At 69.4% G+C, this 16,420-nt stretch carries 20 protein-coding genes; 3 read left to right on the top strand and 17 right to left on the bottom strand.

All coding sequences use genetic code 11. From position 1 onward, the window contains the following. Window positions 1-69: 69 nt before the first annotated feature. From EV653_RS02020 to EV653_RS01990, 7 genes are all read right to left on the bottom strand, one after another. Window positions 70-738, bottom strand: coding sequence for a GNAT family N-acetyltransferase (locus EV653_RS02020; RefSeq protein WP_202871456.1), 669 nt, complete (start codon window positions 736-738; stop codon window positions 70-72). Beyond that, window positions 738-1,667: a GTPase Era gene (gene era, locus EV653_RS02015; protein ID WP_134097368.1), complete on the bottom strand. Its 930-nt coding sequence runs from the start codon at window positions 1,665-1,667 to the stop codon at window positions 738-740. Before era ends, EV653_RS02020 begins: the two co-directional genes overlap by 1 nt. Then, the gene (locus EV653_RS02010) at window positions 1,651-1,986 is read right to left on the bottom strand and encodes a cytidine deaminase (protein WP_134103796.1); all 336 of its coding nucleotides are present in this window, start codon (window positions 1,984-1,986) and stop codon (window positions 1,651-1,653) included. Before EV653_RS02010 ends, era begins: the two co-directional genes overlap by 17 nt. 30 nt (window positions 1,987-2,016) lie before the next feature. Further along, entirely contained in the window at window positions 2,017-3,321 is a 1,305-nt protein-coding gene (locus EV653_RS02005; protein ID WP_134097366.1) for a hemolysin family protein, read from the bottom strand. A gap of 18 nt (window positions 3,322-3,339) precedes the next feature. Beyond that, complete coding sequence (gene ybeY / locus EV653_RS02000; RefSeq protein ID WP_134097364.1) at window positions 3,340-3,819, bottom strand: rRNA maturation RNase YbeY; 480 nt, start codon at window positions 3,817-3,819, stop codon at window positions 3,340-3,342. Then, the gene (locus EV653_RS01995) at window positions 3,816-4,742 is read right to left on the bottom strand and encodes a PhoH family protein (RefSeq protein WP_166679420.1); all 927 of its coding nucleotides are present in this window, start codon (window positions 4,740-4,742) and stop codon (window positions 3,816-3,818) included. The genes ybeY and EV653_RS01995 overlap by 4 nt, the downstream gene beginning before the upstream one ends. 149 nt (window positions 4,743-4,891) lie before the next feature. Beyond that, entirely contained in the window at window positions 4,892-5,842 is a 951-nt protein-coding gene (locus EV653_RS01990; protein WP_134097360.1) for a hypothetical protein, read from the bottom strand. Between the two features lie 103 nt (window positions 5,843-5,945). Here EV653_RS01990 and EV653_RS01985 point away from each other — a divergent pair, with 103 nt between their 5' ends. Further along, a complete protein-coding gene (locus EV653_RS01985; protein WP_238159508.1) occupies window positions 5,946-6,455 on the top strand; it encodes a SigE family RNA polymerase sigma factor in 510 nt (169 codons plus the stop codon). Next, window positions 6,452-7,594 carry a Gmad2 immunoglobulin-like domain-containing protein gene (locus tag EV653_RS01980; RefSeq protein ID WP_134097358.1) on the top strand — a complete coding sequence of 381 codons (1,143 nt, stop codon included), beginning with the start codon at window positions 6,452-6,454 and terminating at the stop codon, window positions 7,592-7,594. The genes EV653_RS01985 and EV653_RS01980 overlap by 4 nt, the downstream gene beginning before the upstream one ends. Here EV653_RS01980 and EV653_RS01975 read toward each other — a convergent pair. The 5 genes from EV653_RS01975 to EV653_RS01955 form a co-directional block, all read right to left on the bottom strand. Beyond that, a complete protein-coding gene (locus EV653_RS01975; protein WP_134097356.1) occupies window positions 7,587-8,981 on the bottom strand; it encodes a sensor histidine kinase in 1,395 nt (464 codons plus the stop codon). The two genes, EV653_RS01980 and EV653_RS01975, sit on opposite strands and share 8 nt — an antisense overlap. A gap of 10 nt (window positions 8,982-8,991) precedes the next feature. Next, a complete protein-coding gene (locus EV653_RS01970) occupies window positions 8,992-9,681 on the bottom strand; it encodes a response regulator transcription factor (RefSeq protein WP_134097354.1) in 690 nt (229 codons plus the stop codon). A 23-nt stretch (window positions 9,682-9,704) separates the two neighbouring features. Continuing rightward, window positions 9,705-9,923, bottom strand: a complete 219-nt coding sequence (locus tag EV653_RS01965) for a hypothetical protein (protein ID WP_134097352.1) — start codon at window positions 9,921-9,923, stop codon at window positions 9,705-9,707. Then, window positions 9,923-10,351 (bottom strand): hypothetical protein, encoded by a 429-nt coding sequence (locus EV653_RS01960; RefSeq protein WP_134097350.1) that lies wholly within the window; start codon window positions 10,349-10,351, stop codon window positions 9,923-9,925. Before EV653_RS01960 ends, EV653_RS01965 begins: the two co-directional genes overlap by 1 nt. A 106-nt stretch (window positions 10,352-10,457) precedes the next feature. Further along, window positions 10,458-10,787: an ArsR/SmtB family transcription factor gene (locus EV653_RS01955; protein WP_134097348.1), complete on the bottom strand. Its 330-nt coding sequence runs from the start codon at window positions 10,785-10,787 to the stop codon at window positions 10,458-10,460. A 65-nt stretch (window positions 10,788-10,852) separates the two neighbouring features. Between EV653_RS01955 and EV653_RS01950 the strand changes: the two genes are divergently transcribed. Continuing rightward, window positions 10,853-11,335 carry a YybH family protein gene (locus tag EV653_RS01950; protein WP_134097346.1) on the top strand — a complete coding sequence of 161 codons (483 nt, stop codon included), beginning with the start codon at window positions 10,853-10,855 and terminating at the stop codon, window positions 11,333-11,335. Between the two features lie 109 nt (window positions 11,336-11,444). Here EV653_RS01950 and EV653_RS01945 read toward each other — a convergent pair whose 3' ends face one another. From EV653_RS01945 to EV653_RS01925, 5 genes are all read right to left on the bottom strand, one after another. Next, window positions 11,445-12,161 carry a 16S rRNA (uracil(1498)-N(3))-methyltransferase gene (locus tag EV653_RS01945; protein WP_134097344.1) on the bottom strand — a complete coding sequence of 239 codons (717 nt, stop codon included), beginning with the start codon at window positions 12,159-12,161 and terminating at the stop codon, window positions 11,445-11,447. A gap of 210 nt (window positions 12,162-12,371) precedes the next feature. Beyond that, the gene (gene dnaJ / locus EV653_RS01940; protein ID WP_134097342.1) at window positions 12,372-13,514 is read right to left on the bottom strand and encodes a molecular chaperone DnaJ; all 1,143 of its coding nucleotides are present in this window, start codon (window positions 13,512-13,514) and stop codon (window positions 12,372-12,374) included. A 25-nt stretch (window positions 13,515-13,539) separates the two neighbouring features. Next, window positions 13,540-14,562, bottom strand: a complete 1,023-nt coding sequence (gene hrcA / locus EV653_RS01935; protein ID WP_134097340.1) for a heat-inducible transcriptional repressor HrcA — start codon at window positions 14,560-14,562, stop codon at window positions 13,540-13,542. Between the two features lie 105 nt (window positions 14,563-14,667). Further along, window positions 14,668-15,771, bottom strand: a complete 1,104-nt coding sequence (locus tag EV653_RS01930; protein WP_134097338.1) for a Gfo/Idh/MocA family protein — start codon at window positions 15,769-15,771, stop codon at window positions 14,668-14,670. Further along, window positions 15,756-16,406: a ThuA domain-containing protein gene (locus EV653_RS01925; RefSeq protein ID WP_238159507.1), complete on the bottom strand. Its 651-nt coding sequence runs from the start codon at window positions 16,404-16,406 to the stop codon at window positions 15,756-15,758. The genes EV653_RS01930 and EV653_RS01925 overlap by 16 nt, the downstream gene beginning before the upstream one ends. Window positions 16,407-16,420: the final 14 nt, after the last annotated feature.

Genomic DNA, 16,420 nt, shown 5'->3' with positions numbered 1-16,420 from the left:
AGAAGTGGTGAGCATCCGGTCGCGCTGCAACAGGTTGCCCAAGGCCCGTTCTGGCGTGGGCGAGGTCGTTCACGCCGGCTGGACGATGGTTACGTGCATCTGGTTGGTGAGGGTGAAGCCTACTTTGTTGTAGAGGGCTATGGCGGTGGTGTTGGAGGCGCCGGTGTGGAGGAACGGGGTCCGGCCTGACGTGGCGATCTGGGCGGCTACTGCGCGGATGAGGCGGGTGGCCAGGCCTTGGCCCTGGTGGGCCGGGTGGGTGCAGACGGCGCTGATCTCGGTGTGGGCGGGGAGGGCGAACCGCGTCCCCGCCATTGCGATCAGCTCGCCCTCGCGGCGGATGCCCAGGTAGGTGCCGAGCTCGATCGTGCGGCCGCGGAAGGGGCCCGGGTCGGTGAGGGCGACGAGCGCGAGCATCTCGGGTACGTCGTCCACGCCGAGAAGCACGACCTCGGGATCGGGAGCAGGCAGCGACGCGGGGGCGACGAACTGGACCAGCGGGATCTCCAGGTCCACCTTCAGGCTGTCCGGCACCGGAAGCGCCGGTCGCATCAGGGCGCCCGTCGTACCGGGACCGAGCAGCGCGGTCGCGTCGGCCCAGTCCTGCTCGGTGGGCCGGTCGGGCAGCGCGAGGAACGGCGCTACGGCCGACGGGTAACGGCGGGCGTTGCCGCGGAACTCGGCGAGCTGGGAGTGCGGGCCGGTGAGAGCGGCGTACACGGGGTTCTGCAGATTCATCAGAATCCCAGTTTGCGCAGGTTCTTCGCGTCTGTCTGCCAGTTTTTGGCGATCTTGACGTGCAGGTCGAGGTACACCGGCGTGCCGAGCAGGGCCTCGATCTGCTTCCGGGCCGCCGCGCCGACCTCGCGCAGGCGGGCGCCCTTGTGGCCGATCACGATGCCCTTCTGGCTCTCCCGCTCGAGGAAGATGTTCGCGTAGATGTCCAGCAGCGGCTTGTTCTCGGGACGGTCCTCGCGCAGGTTCATCTCGTCGATGGTGACCGCGATCGAGTGCGGCAGCTCGTCCCGCACACCTTCCAGCGCGGCCTCGCGGATCAGCTCGGCGACGAGCGTCTCCTCCGGTTCGTCGGTGATGTCGCCGTCCGGGTAGAGCGGGAAACCCGCCGGCAGGAGCTTCACGAGCTCGTCGGCGACCACGTCGACCTGGTAACCGGACGTCGCCGAGACCGGGACCACGGACGCCCACTCGATCCCGACCGACTCCCCCAGCTTGGCGATGTCGGCCAGGTGCTCGACCATCCGATCCGGCTCGACCAGGTCGGCCTTGGTGGCAAGCGCAACCTTCGGCGTCTTCGCGACCTTCGCCGCCTCCGTCACCAGGAACCGGTCACCGGGCCCGATCTTGTCGCTGGCCGGCAGGCAGATCGCGATCACGTCGACCTCGGCCCAGGTGGTCTTCACCAGATCGTTCAATCGCTCGCCGAGCAGCGTGCGCGGCTTGTGCAGCCCCGGGGTGTCGACCAGGATCAGCTGCGCGTCCGGCCGGTGCACGATCCCGCGGACCGCGTGCCTCGTGGTCTGCGGCTTCGACGAGGTGATGACGATCTTCTTGCCCACCAGCGCGTTGGTGAGCGTGGACTTGCCGGCGTTGGGCCGACCCACGAAGCAGGCGAACCCTGCCTTGAAGTTCTCAGGTGTGGACGACATCGCGGGCCTCTCCGGTGCCATTGGCATGTACGACGGGAATGTTGGCGCCGGCGAAGTGCCGTACGACCCCGACATCGACGGAATCGGCGTCGGTGACGACCGCGGCGGCTTCCAGACCCTTCACACCCGACGCGAGCGCCATCGCGACCGCAAGCTGCAGTGCGGTCAGCTCGACCGTGTCGAGCGCGACCGTGCACGCGGCGTACGTCCGTCCGTCGGAGTCGCGGACCGCGGCTCCTTCAGCGGCCCGTGTCCGGGCCCGGGCAGCCCGTGCGAGCGTGACGAGTTTGGCGTCCTCCGCCGAGAGGTCTGACAACAAAAACTCCAAAGGAAGGAAGGAAGGAAGGGGCTAGGCGTGCTGGTGGTTCTGGTCCTGGGGCGCGGGAGTGGGCTCCTCGCGTCGTACCAGAACCGTACCTACCTGGTTGCGGCGGCCGGACGGCCGCTCCGCCGTCAGCGACAGGCCCGCGATCGCGACCTCGGCGCCGGGGATCGGCACCTTGCCGAGCAGCTTGGCCATCAGGCCGCCGACCGTGTCCACATCGTCGTCGTCCAGCGGTACGCCGAACAGCTCGCCGAGCTCGTCGATCGGCAACCGGCTCGACACCCGGTACGAGCCGTCGGACAGCTCCTGCACCGAGTCGGGATCCTCGTCGTACTCGTCGGTGATCTCGCCGACGATCTCCTCGAGGATGTCCTCGATCGCCACGAGTCCCGCCGTACCGCCGTACTCGTCGACGACGATCGCCAGGTGCATCCGGGCCGCCTGCATCTCGCGGAGCAGCTCGTCGACCGGCTTGGAGTCCGGGACGTACATACACGGCCGCATCACCGACTCGACCCGCTCGGTCGACTCGGCCTGCGCATTGTCGTAGACGCGGCGCATCACGTCCTTGAGGTAGGCGACGCCGAGGATGTCGTCGAGCGACTCGCCGATCACCGGGATCCGCGAGTAGCCGGACCGCAGCGCCAGCGAGGTGAGCTGGCGGAGCTTCTTGTGCCGCTCGATGTAGACCATATCGGTCCGCGGCACCATCACCTCGCGGACGATCGTGTCACCGAGCTCGAAGACCGAGTGGATCATCTGCCGCTCGCCGGACTCGATCACCGCGGACTTCTCCGCGTAGTCGACCAGCGCCCGCAGCTCGGCCTCGGTCGCGAACGGGCCTTCGGCGAACCCCTTGCCCGGGGTCAGCGCGTTGCCGATCAGGATCAGGAACTTCGGCAGCGGCCCGAGGATCTTGGTCAGCGCCATCACCGGCCCGGCCGAGATGATCGCGAACCGGTCCGAGTGCTGCCGGCCGAGCGTCCGTGGCGCGACCCCGATGATCACGTACGACACCAGCACCATCACCACGGCGGTGATCAGGATGTGCTCCCAGGTCACCGAGAGGACTCCGGACAGCGCCTGGGTGACCAGCACGATCGCAGTGATCTCGCAGATCAGCCGCAGCAGGAGCAGCGAGTTCAGGTACCGCGGGGCGTCGGACAGCAGGTCCCGCAGCCGAACGGCCCGCAGGTTGCCCAGCTCGACCTGCTCGTTCGCGCGCACCTTCGAGTACGACGACAGCGCTGCCTCGGCGCCGGCGAACAAGCCGGCGAGCAGGACAAGCACCGCAGCCACAACCAGGAGAACGAGGTCGTGGGAGGTCACCGCAACGTCACTCCTGCCTCAGACACTCTCGAGCCGGTTCCCAGGTGCCCGCCATGCTTCCAGCAGGCGGCCCTGGACGTCCCACATCTCCGCTTTCTCGGCGGGTTCCGCGTGGTCGTACCCGAGCAGGTGCAGGATGCCGTGCACCGTCAGCAGTTCCAGCTCGGCCCACGTGCCGTGGCCGGCCTTCGCGCCCTGCGCGGCCGCGACGGTCGGGCAGAGCGCGATGTCGCCGAGATGTCCGAGCGGCAGGTCGCCGTCGTCGTCGTCGGACGGACCGGGGCGCAGCTCGTCCATCGGCCACGACATCACGTCGGTCGGACCCGGCAGGTCCAGGAACTCGACGTGATACCGCGCCATGGTGTCCTCGTCGACCAGCTTGATCGACAGCTCACACTCCGGGTGCAGCTTCAGGGACGACATCACGAACCGGCTGAGCCGCATCAGTCCGTGGGCGTCGATCTCCACCCCGGACTCGTTGTTGACCTCGACGTTCATCGGTGGTTGTCAGCACTACCTTCATAGTTTTCGTACGCCGAGACGATCCGTCCGACCAGCTTGTGCCGGACCACGTCGTGCGAGGTCAGCCGGCAGAAGGTCAGGTCCTGCACGCCCTCGAGGATGTCCTGGACGACGCGCAGACCCGAGTTCGTCCCGGTCGGCAGGTCGACCTGGGTGACGTCGCCGGTGACGACCATCTTCGAGCCGAAACCGAGCCGGGTGAGGAACATCTTCATCTGCTCCGGCGAGGTGTTCTGGGCCTCGTCCAGGATGATGTAGGCGTCGTTCAGCGTCCGGCCGCGCATGTAGGCCAGCGGCGCGATCTCGATCGTGCCGGCCGTCATCAGCCGCGGGATCGACTCCGGGTCGAGCATGTCGTGCAGGGCGTCGTACAGCGGGCGCAGGTACGGGTCGATCTTCTCCGACAGGGTGCCGGGCAGGAACCCGAGCCGCTCGCCGGCCTCGACGGCCGGCCGGGTCAGGATGATCCGGTTGACCTCCTTGGCCTGCAGCGCCTGGACCGCCTTGGCGACCGCCAGATAGGTCTTGCCGGTGCCGGCCGGGCCGATGCCGAAGACGATCGTATTCTTGTCGATCGCGTCGACGTACCGCTTCTGGTTCAGCGTCTTCGGGCGGATCGTGCGGCCGCGGCTGGACAGGATGTTCTGCGTCAGCACGTCGGCCGGGCTCTCGGCCGTGGCCTGCTTGATCATCGCGATGCTGCGCTCGACCGAGTCGGCGGTCAGCCCGTGCCCGGTCCGGACCACCGCGATCAGCTCGTCGATCAGCCGCTCGGCCAGGGCCAGTTCGGCCGGCTCACCGTTGAGCGTGATCTCGTTGCCGCGGACCATGATGTCGGCGGCGAACTCCTTCTCGACGATGCGGAGGAACTCGTCCCGGGCTCCGAGCAGGGCCACCATGTCGATGCTGTTCGGCACGACGATCTTGTGTGATGCCTGCGCACTGGCGGCGGCGCCTTGAACTGTGCCGTTCGCGCGCGCCTCCGGTTCGATACTGCGTGGCCTGGACAGGCTCTTCCTCCTGAGTACGGGTGATGTGACCTCCCATGCTAGCCGCCCCGTCCGACAGCCTCACTCGTAATTCCCCGGGACACGCTCCCGGAGGGCCTCCGGGGCGTTGCCTGCTGCTTGCCCGCCCGGCCCGGCGCGGCGCTCGGGGCCAGGATCCCGCTCAACCGGGCGACTTCGTCCGCCTCCGGACCGGGCGTGATCACACCGTGCTCGAGCGCGAGCCGCCGGTTCCGTTCGAGGGTCCACTCCCGGCTCGGGTGCAGGCTGACGGTGACACCGGCCGGGGACGGTTGAAGCATCGGGCCGAGGTCGGCCTGCAGCGCATTCTCCAGCGAAGATCCCCGGTTGAGCTCGTAGGAACGCAGCATCCGGTACGTCGCCTCGACCGCCGCACGAGTGGACCCGGAGGTCGCCGGCGGGGTGTCGAACTCGTCGGAGTGGGTGTTCCTGCCGTCGTCGACTCCCACCGCGTGCGCCGGTGTGAACACGTGCAGCGAGACGACCGGGGCGGTCGGATCACCGTCGTACACCGAGTCCTCGCGCCAGGCGTGCGCTCCGGAATAGCTGTCCTGCAGGGCATGAGCGGCCGCACCGAGATGGCCGAACTCGAGGTGTGGCGAGGCGTGCGCGGCCGTCAACTGCTCGAGGATGTACGCCGCGTTCGTGTCCAGGTTGTCCCAGCCCTTGCGGAACGGGTCGGCCATGAAGTGCTCGCGCTGCGCGTCCGGGTTCGAGTACGCCGAGTGCGTGGTCGGGCCGAGGCCGACGTACGGGAAGGACTTGCCGAGTCCGCCGAAGTTCGTGATCACGCCCACGCCGAACGGGCGGTCCTGATAGGCCTGGGCCTTGTCGACGGCGGCGGCGTACTCGTCCTGTCGCAGACCGCGGACAGTCCGATCCGGTGCGGCAACGTGCTGGTACAGCCGCGCCACCGCGGCGTACGTGATGTCGTGATGGCCCGACCACCGGCCGTCACCGCGCTGCTTCATCCCTTCAGGTTCCCACCAGATCGGGCCAACCTGTTGTCAACCTGGGACGGGGTCTTGGCGTCGTCTTTTCGTGGCTCAACCGGCCGTGGTGTACGAAGAGTGCGTGACACATGAGTCCTCGTGGGATGCCGACGAGGCGCTGACGGCTGTCTACACCGCTCATTACACCTCGCTCGTCCGCCTCGGCGCCCTGTTGCTGCGCGACACCGGCGCGGCGGAGGAGATCGTGCAGGACGCGTTCGTCGCGATGCACGGACGCTGGCACCGGCTGCGCGACCCCCACAAGGCACTCGCGTACCTGCGGACCGCGGTGGTGAACCGCTGTCGGTCCCGCCAGCGGCACCTGGTGGTGGTGGACAAGCACACCCCGAAGACCCTTCCCGATGAGCCGAGCGCGGAGCAGGCGGTACTGCGGACCGCCGAGACCGACCGCGTCATCGAGGCGATGCGGACCTTGCCGGAGAAGCAGCGCACCGTGATGGTGCTCCGGTACTACGGCGACCTGTCGGAGGCCGAGATCGCCGACACGATGGGCATCAGCCGGGGCTCCGTGAAGAGCCACGCCGCGCGCGCGACCAAGTCGCTGCGCCAGCTCCTGGAGCAGAACCTATGAACGACCAGAACCCGAACGATCCGTTCGACGAGCTGATGCGCCGGGCCCTGCGGGACGAGGCGGACCGGATCGAGCCGGCCGACGCGCTGCCGGAGATCCGCGCCCGCGCGCACGCCCAGCGCCGGCCGGTCGCCCGACGCCCCTGGCTCCTGACCGCCGGCGTGGCCGCACTGGGTACGGCCGCGGCGGTCGGCGCGTTCACGGTGTTCAACGGGAACGACACCACCGCGAACGACGGCGACGCGGTCGCCGGCCCGGGTACGACGACCAGCGCGACCGGCGTACTCCCCAGTCAGACGCCGTCCGTCGCCTCCCCCGCACCGTCGCCGGTCCCGACCGCGGCCACCCAGCCGCCGACCGCGTCGACATCGGCAGCGGTGAAAACGGTCGGCCCGACCGCAGGCGGCGTCCCCGAGCAGCCGGTCCGTAGCGCCCTCGTCCCGGTCTACTGGCTCGGCCAGCAGGTCGGCGTACCGAAGAAGTCCGCCGCGAAGCTGTACCGCACGTGGGCGAAGGTCAGCGGCCGCCCGGCCGAAGAAGCGGTCCGGATCATGACCACCAAGCAGCCCGAGGACCCGGACTACTACTCGGTCTGGCGCGGCGCCGCAGTGAACCGGGTCACCCGCTCGGACGGCGTCGTCACGGTCGATTTCAAGCAACTCCCGAAGACCGACCTGGACCCCGATCTCGCCAAGGTCGCCGCCCAGCAGCTGATCTACACCGTGCAGGGCGCGCTCCAGGACGACACCACGTCGATCCAGGTCACCCAGGCCGGCCGGGCGGTCCAGAAGCTCTTCGGCCAGGTCGACACCAGTACTCCGCTCGGCCGCGCGCAGGCGGCGGATGTCCAGGCGCTCGTCTGGATCACCTCGCCCAGCGAGGGCGCGGTCACCGGCGGCAAGGTCACCGTCCAGGGCACCGCGAGCGCGTTCGAGGCGACCGTCAACTACCAGCTGACGAACCTGAAGACCCGCGAGACCAAGAAGAGCTTCACCACCACCACGGAAGGTCAGAAGTTCTCGCCGTTCGCGTTCTCGGTCTCGCTGACGCCCGGGCCGTGGCAGATCGAGGCGTATCTGATCTCCGACGCCGACGGCAGCGTCACCAACACCGATTCGAAGACGATCCTGGTCAAGTAGCCGGCAGCACGATCGTGAACCCGGCGCCGCCCTCCGGCGCCGGTCCGGCCGTGAGCGTGCCGCCCAGTCTGGTGACCAGCCCCTGAGCCAGCGCGAGCCCGATCCCCGAACCGACCGGCCGTCGCCCGCGGTACTTCTGGTTGAGTACGCCGGGCTGGAAAGCGACCGCGTAGTCCTCCGGCGACAGGCCCGGACCGCCGTCGCGGACCTGGATCGTGACGTGTCCCGGCGTCCGCCCCAACCACATCGTCAGCTGTGCGCCTGCCGGGGTGACGCGGAGAGCATTCTCGGCCAGACCGTCCAGGACCTGCCGGATCCTTCGCGGGTCCGTGGTCGCGACGGCCGGCACCGGCGGCAGCTCGAGGTGGAACCGGACGCCCTGGCGCTCGCAGCGCACGCGCCAGACTTCGGCGCAGGCGACGAGCGTCTCGCGCAGATCCACCTGGGCGAGGTCGAGCCGGAACTGATCCGCACCGATCCGCGCCAGGTCCAGCAGGTCGCTGACCAGCCGTTCGAGCCGCTGCGATTCCTGCTGGATCACCTGACCGGCATGCCGCGGATCGGTCGCGACCCCGTCGGCGAGCGACTCGGCGAACCCGTGAACCGCGGTCAGCGGAGTACGCAACTCGTGCGAGACCGACAGCAGGAACTCGCGCTGCCGCGCCTCGCTGTGCTGCAGGGCGATCGAGAGTTCGTTGACCGCGGCCGCGACCTCGGCGACCTCGGTCGGTCCTTCGACCGGTGCTCGGAGATCACGCCGGCCCTGACGCATCGCGGCCGCGACGTCCGCCGTACGGCGCAGTGGACGGCCCAGGAGCCGTCCGAGTAGGGCACCAGCGAGAGTGGCGACCAGCAGACCGGCGCCGAGTGCGAACAGGATGTTGCGGATGAGGATCCGCTGGGTGTCGGCGGCCAGCCGGACCGGTTCGACCAGAGCGAACCCCGAGCTGTCGCCGAGACCGCGAGCTTCGACCAGGTAGTCGGTACCGCCGACCCGTACCTCGGTGGAGATCCGTTGCGTGCTGCCGATGCCCTCGAGGCCGGCCGTGATTGCAGCCTGGGTCGAGGATCCGTCGGTCGACTGGATCCCCCTCCGCGGCAGGAGCAGTACGACGACGATGCCCTGGCCGCGGACGACCTGCGCAACCCTTCCGAGCCCGGCCGCACGCGAACTCAGGCCACGCTGATCCACCTGGCCGGCGATCACGTCCGCCTGCGCGGCCAGCGACTGCTGCAGCACGGTCTGCGCGGACCGCTTCGCGAGCCCTGCCATGACCAGACCCGCCACCAGCACAGCGACCCCTGCGACAGCCACACACGTCAACACGATCCGGGTGGCCAGGGAGCCACGGCCGGCCTCGTCGGGGGCCCGGACCTCGACGGGCATCAGTCGGCCATCAATCGCGGTCGGCCGCGTAGCCGACGCCGCGGACGGTACGGATCGGGCTGGCCGCCCCGAGCTTCGCGCGCAACTGGGCGATGTGCACGTCAACGGTCCGCGTGCCTGCGGCGGACTGGTATCCCCAGACCGAACTGAGCAGCTCGTCGCGTTCGAACACCCGGCCCGGGCGCCGGAACAGCTGCGCCAGCAGGTCGAACTCGGTCGACGTCAAGCTCACCTCGGTCTCACCCGCCCAGGCCCGGCGGCGGCCGATATCGACCCGCACCAGACCCACCGAGAGCACCTCGCCCGCCGCCGGAACGCCGCCTGCCGTGCGCCGGAGGACGGTCCGGACGCGGGCGGCCAGCTCGCGCGGGCTGAACGGCTTCGTGATGTAGTCGTCCGCGCCGAGTTCCAGCCCCAGCAGACGATCGACTTCGTCGTCCCTGGCGGTGACGAACAGGACCGGCGTCCAGTCCCCCGCCGCCCGCATCGTCCGGCACACGTCCGCGCCGTCGCGGCCCGGGAGACCGATGTCGAGGATCACCGCGACCGGGTGCAACCGACGCCACGCCGCGAGAGCCGCCTCGCCGTCGGACTCGATCCGGACGTCGAAACCGTCCCGGCGCAGGTACAGCTCGATCACCTCGGCGATCGCTGCCTCGTCCTCCACCACCAGAACCAGCCCGCGGCCGGGTTCGGCCATCCTCTGCTCCTGGAGACTCTCGGTCAGGGTGCGTCCCCGGCCAGTTCGCGATCGATCGCGTCCAGGGTAGACCCGATCTGATCCAGCTCCTGCTCCGGCGACCCCACCTGTTGGGTCGCCGGAGCAGGACCGGTGCCCTGCCCACCGGGCTGGTTGCCGTGCCTGTCCCCCGAGCTGCCACAGGCGGACAGTCCGAGGCCGAGACACGCCGTACCGAGCAGCACGGCCAGCGCCTTACGCATCACTTGGCTACCTGGCAGTGCTCGGTCTTGAAGGACTCGAGCTTGGTCTTCACCATGCCGAGTTCCTTCAGTCGCTCCGAGCGGCGCTCGGCCCGCTTCTCGAGTCGCGCGGCCACCTTGTCGTGGCCGTCCGCCTTCTGCTTGGCCGCGCGCGCCTTGAGCCACGCGACCGAACCCTTCACGTCGGCGCCACCGTTGATCCGCTGCGCCAGCTTGTCGCGCCGGGCGATCATCTTCGGCAGCCGCTCCGCGCACAGCTTCTGCGACTCCTCGGGGCTCAGCGTGACTGGCTTGTACGACGTAGCCGCCGAGGGCGACGGGGTCGGAGTCGGATCGGCCGCGGCGATCGTCGTACTCCCGACGAGTCCGCCCACCAGGACGACGGCCGACGTACCGGCCGCGATCGCGCCGCGCACAGACCTGCGCATGTTCTGCTCCTCGTTCTCGTTCGTGCTTGTCGTGCTGACGAGAACAACTCTCCCCGGCAGGCGTTCGAGGAGGTTCGGGACAGTGTTCGGGGTTTGTAAGAGTTCGTCAGTCCGCGCGGTCGATGGTGGCGGACAGCAGGCCGGGGAAGGACCGGTCGAACTCCTCGCGGCGGAGGCGGTTGAGGCGACGGGCGCCTTCGTCGCGTTGCTCGATCAGGCCGGCGGAACGCAGTACGGCGAAGTGGTGGCTGGCGGTCGCCTTCTTGACCGGGAGGTCGAACGTGCCGCAGGCGCGGGTCCAGTCGTCGTGGGTGGCGAGGTCGCGCAGGATCGAGCGCCGGACCGGGTCCGCGAGCGCGTCCAGGGCCGACTGCAGCGGCACCTCGGCCGGATCCACGTGGCTGAGCGTGCGGGCGCGGGCTGACTCGACGACCATGGTGTTCGATCCTTGTCGTACAGTTGTGTTCGGTTCCTGTCTAACAGTCTAGCGAGGGGTTCGCGATGATCGAGCTGGTCGACTACGGATTCGGGCCGGGAGCGCGGTTGCGGGCGGACGAGGCGCGCCTGCCGGGTCGGGAGGGTGCGCTGGCGGCGCTGGAGACGTTCTACTACGCGCTCAACGGGAAGGACCTGGAGACGCTGGTCGCCGGCTGGGCCGATGATCCGCTGGTGCAGTTGAACAACCCGATCGGCGGGATCCTGCGGTCGCGGGAGGCTGTGCGGTCGCTCTACGAGCGGGTGTTCGCGGGCTCGCTGGATGTGCAGGTGACGTTCGGCGACGCGGCGACGTACTGGCTGGACGGCTCGGTGGTGTTCGCGGGACGCGAGGTCGGCACGTACCGCCATCCGGCGTTGGGCGAGCAGCCGCTACACATCCGGACAACACGGATCTTCCGGTACGACGGGGTGTGGCAGCAGGTCCACCACCACGGAAGCATCGACGACGCGGATGCGCTCGCGGCTTACCAACGAGCGGTGACCTAAGGACAGGTAGTACACCGGCGAGACACTGTACGCGCGGACGCCACCACGCTCAGGTGCACTATCCGCGCGTCCGACACCTCCTGTCGTTGGCGCAGGCGACGGCCGTGGGTCAGGCCCACCGGGTCGGCGCGAGGAGAGCGGCTGCGGCGGCGACGCCGGCGGTCGAAGTCCGCAGTACGGTGTCGCCGAGGCGTACCGGTTCGACGTCGAAGGTCTTCAGCTCGGTCGGGGCAATACCGCCTTCGGGGCCGATGACGAGCACGATGTCGCCGGACGACGGGACCTGCAGCGACGCCAGCGGGGCGGTTGCGTCTTCATGCAGTACGACGGGCAGCGCCGCGCGGGCGAGCCGTTCCGCGACGTCGGCCGTGGACGCGATCGGTGCGACCTCCGCGAACCACGTACGCCGCGACTGCTTACTCGCCTCGAACGCCCACGCCCGCCACTTCGCGACCGTCTTCTCCACCCGCTCGGGGTTCGCCCGGAACTGACTCCGCTCCGCGTTCCACGGCACGATCACATCAGCGCCGACCTCGGTCAGCATCTCTACCGCAAGCTCGCCCCGCTCCCCCTTGGGCAACGCCTGCACCACGACCACCCGCGGATCAGCCGCCGGCACCGTCCCGCGCTCGTCGACTGCCACCGTCAGCGCAGCCTTCGAAGCAGCCACCACCGGCCCTTCGGCCCAGGCGCCACACCCATCCGTCAACCGAACGCGCTCCCCGGGCCCGATCCGCCGTACGACCGCCGCGTGCCGACCCTCGGCGCCGTCGAGCACCAGCTCCTCGCCGCCCAGCTCCGCCCGGAAAAACACCGCGACACCCACCTACCGCACACCTCCACACCGTCGGCCATCTGAGGGGTCAACCCCTGAGATGGTGCGTTGCCCCCTCAGATTCTCAGGGGGCAACCGACCAGCCGAGGGGTTGACCCCTGAGACGTCCAGGTGAGCCGGACGGCCGGACCGGGCGCGTGCCGGGCCGGGGGTTCGACCGGCCGGCGGCGCGGGAGTGCGCCGGCGGCGCCGGTTTGGCATCTAGTGGGTGCCGAAGGCGTCGCGGAGGCGGCCGAAGACGCCCTTGTGGGTGGCTTGGACCTGGCCCTGGGGGCGTTCCTCGTCGCGGGCTACGGCGAGCTGGCGCAGGAGGTCGGCTTGGGCGTCGTCGAGCTTCGTCGGGGTTTCGACGATCACCTGGACGATCAGGTCGCCGCGGCCGGCGTGACGCAGCCTCGGTACGCCGCGCGCGGTCAAGGTCAGTCCGGTCCCGGACTGCGTACCCGGCCGGATCTCCAGCGGCGTCGTCTCGCCCTCGAGGGTCGGCAGGTCGATCGTCGTACCCAGCGCGGCCGCCGTCATCGGGAGCGTGACCGTGCAGTGCAGGTCGTCGCCGTTGCGGGTGAAGATGTCGTGCGGTTCGACCTCGATCTCGACGTACAGGTCGCCGGCCGGTCCACCGCCGGGGCCGACCTCGCCCTGGCCGGACAGCTGCACCCGGGTCCCGCTGTCTACGCCGCCGGGGATCTTCACGGTAACGGTCCGGCGCGAGCGCACCCGCCCGTCGCCGGCGCACTCGACGCACGGGCTCGGGATCGTGGTGCCGTAGCCGCGGCAGTTCGGGCACGGGCGCATCGTCCGCACCTCGCCGAGGAACGACCGCTGCGTGTGGGTGACCTCGCCACGCCCGTGGCAGATCTCGCACGTGACCGGCTCGGACCCGGCAGCAGCGCCGGACCCGCTACAGGTCGGACACAGTACGGCGGTGTCGACCTTGAGCTCCCGCGTCGTACCGAAGGCCGCCTCGGCCAGGTCGATCCGCAGCGGGATCAGTGCATCCTGGCCGCGCCGCGTCCGCGGTCGCGGCCCACGGGTCGCGCCGCCGGTCTGGCCGAAGAACGCGTCCATGATGTCGGTGAACGTGAACGCCTGCCCGAACCCGGCACCGCCGGGCCCGGCGCCCGCGGTCGCGAACGGATCGCCGCCGAGGTCGTGCATCTGCCGCTTCTGCGGATCGCTGAGCACCTGGAACGCGCGCCCGATCTCCTGGAACTTCTGGTGCGCATCCTCGGAGTCGTTCACATCCGGGTGGTACTGGCGTGCCAGCTTGCGGTACGCCTTCTTGATCTCGTCCGCTGACGCGTCACGGCTGACGCCGAGGACGGCGTAGTAATCGGTGCTCATACTCCAGACCAGGGGGTTGTAATCATCAGGATTCGGCCAGGATCTGGCTGACGTAGCGCGCGACAGCCCTCACCGCGCCCATTGTGCTCGGGTAGTCCATGTGGGTCGGGCCGACGATGCCGAGGGTGGCCAGCGCCTCCGACTTGGACCCGTAGCCGGTCGCGACCACCGAGGTGGTGGCCAGCTCCTCGAACGGGTTCTCGTGACCGATGCGGACGGTCAGGGTCTGCGGGTTGGTCGCCTCGCCGAGCAGCCGGAGCAGGATGACGTGCTCCTCGAGCGCCTCCAGCACCGGCTTGACGTTGCGCTCGAAGTCGTCGCCGTACCGCGTCAGGTTGGCGGCGCCGCCGACCGCGATCCGCTGCTCGCCGACCTCGTCGGTGAACGCTTCGAGCAGCGTGGTGACGATCGACGCGACCAGCGACCGGTCCGCAGGCGCGAACAGCTCGGGCACGCCGGCCAGCGACGTGGTCGCGTCGGTCAGCCGTTGCCCGGCCAGGACGGTGTTGAGCCGTGAACGCAGGTCGGCGATCAGCTGCTCGTCGACGTCGTGCGGGTGCTCGACGATCCGCTGCTCGACGCGGCCGTTGCTGGTGATCAGCACCAGCAACAGCCGCCGCGGGCTCATCGTGACGACCTCGATGTGCCGCACGCTCGACCGGTTGAGCGACGGATACTGCACGATCGCGACCTGGCGGGTGATCTGCGCGAGCAGCCGGACCGTACGGCGGACGACGTCGTCCAGGTCGACCGCACCGGCCAGGAACGACGTGATCGCCTTCTTCTCCGCGACCGACAACGTCTTGACCGTGCTCAGCTTGTCCACGAACAGCCGGTACCCGGCGTCGGTCGGGATCCGGCCGGCGCTGGTGTGCGGCTGGGTGATGTACCCCTCCTCCTCCAGCGCGGCCATGTCGTTGCGGACCGTGGCCGGCGAGACGCCGAGGTTGTGCCGGTCCACCAGCGCCTTCGACCCGATCGGCTCATGGGTCGCCACATAGTCCTCGACGATGGCGCGGAGCACATCCAGCTTGCGGTCGTCCAGCACGCGCGCACCACCCTTTCTCGATCGACCTTGGCACTCGAAAGTTCCGAGTGCCAGTCTACCGAGCCGTGGGAGCCGACACGGACACGTTGCGGCGTGGGGCGGATCTCATGCTGTCTCGGGCGACGCTCCCAACGGTACGGCGGCAGGCCGCTCGACCGTACTCGCGACGTCCACAGGCTGATCCTGGACCGCCGCGTCGAGCAGTGACTCGAGTACGTCGAGCACGTGGTACGCCAACGCTCCGTCAGCACGGTGTGGCTCACCGCGACGCAGTGCCCGCGCCATGTCCGCCACACCGACGCCCCGACCAGCACCGGCGTACCCACCGGCGACGGAGACCTCGGTCCACTCGCGCTGCGCCGCCGTGGCGATCTCGACCGTGCCGTCGAAGGTATTGGGGTCCGGCACCGACAGGCTGCCCTCGGTCCCGTGTACTTCGATCCGCGGCAGCCGGGCGGCCCAGACGTCGAACGACATCAACACCGTGGTCAACGCACCGGACTCGTGCTCAAGCACGCCGGTGACGTGCGTCGGCACCTCGACCGGGAACGTCGTACCCGCCCGCGGACCGGTGTGGATCTTGCGCTCCTGCTTCGACTGACCAGCTCGCGCGGTGACCCGGCGTACCGGACCGAGCAGGGTGACCAGACTGGTCACGTAGTACGGCCCCATGTCGAGGACCGGGCCGCCACCCGGCTGGTAGTAGAACTCCGGCGCCGGGTGCCACAGCTCGTGGCCTGGTGTGGTGAAGGCCGCAAAAGCCGCATGCGGTACGCCGATGTCGCCGCGGTCGATCACTGCGCGAGCGGTCTGGGTTCCCGTCCCGAGCACGGTGTCCGGTGCGCAGCCGACCCGGAGGTTGTTCGCGGCGGCGTACTTGAGCAGCGGCTCCGCGGCGGTGCGGTCCGCAGCCAGCGGCTTCTCGCCGTACACGTGCTTGCCAGCTTCCATCGCGGCCTGGTGCACCGGAGCGTGCGCCGCCGGGATGGTCAGGTTGAGCACGATCTCGACGTCGTCCGCGGCGTACAGCTCGTCCGGTGTGAGTGCGCGGATGCCCTCGTGCTGGTCCGCGATCGCTTCGGCGCGGCTACGGTCCAGGTCGGCCACTGCGACCACGTCGACACCTGGCAGCTTGCCCAGGTGGTCGAGGTACGTGCCGGAGATGACTCCGGTGCCGACGATGCCGATGTTGGTCACTTGCTCGCCCACAGCAGCCCCCGCTCGATGATCGTGCGTACCTCGGGCGTCTCCAGGTCGTCCAGCTTGTGGCCGACCGTGCAGACGAAGACCTTGCCCTCACCCCAGGTGCGGGTCCAGACCGCCGGCATCACCGCGCCCTCGATCCACGGGTAGTCCGGGTGCGACTCGAACGTCGTCGTCGCGAGCACGTTGTTGGTCGGGTCGTAGTGCACGTAGTACTGCTCGGTGTGCACGTCGAAGTGCTCGATGCCCTGGACGATCGGGTGGTCGGCCTTCTCAGGCACGATGTCGACCCGGTAGTCGGTGAAGCCGTGCGGGTGTGAGATGAACTGCCCGCCGGTGATGAAGCTGTAGTCAACGTTCTTGCGGAACGAGTCCGCGATACCGCCGTGCCAGCCGGCGAACCCGGTGCCGCGCCGGATCGCCGCCTCCAGGCCCTTGAAGTGCTCGGGCTCGATCTCGCTCATCGTCACGCACTGCACGATGAGGTCGACGCCGTCGAGCTCGAGGTAGGTCGCGGTCGTGTCGGAGACCGTGACCTCGTAGCCGTTCTCCTTCAGGAACGGGATGAACAGGTCGGTCGCCTCGACCGGGGAGTGCCCTTCCCAGCCGCCCCGGACCACCACAGCACGTCGTGTCGTCACACCGACCACCCTTC

Source organism: Kribbella pratensis (assembly GCF_004365355.1).
Classification (GTDB): Bacteria; Actinomycetota; Actinomycetes; order Propionibacteriales; family Kribbellaceae; genus Kribbella.
This window is presented reverse-complemented; position numbering and strand designations above follow the sequence as displayed.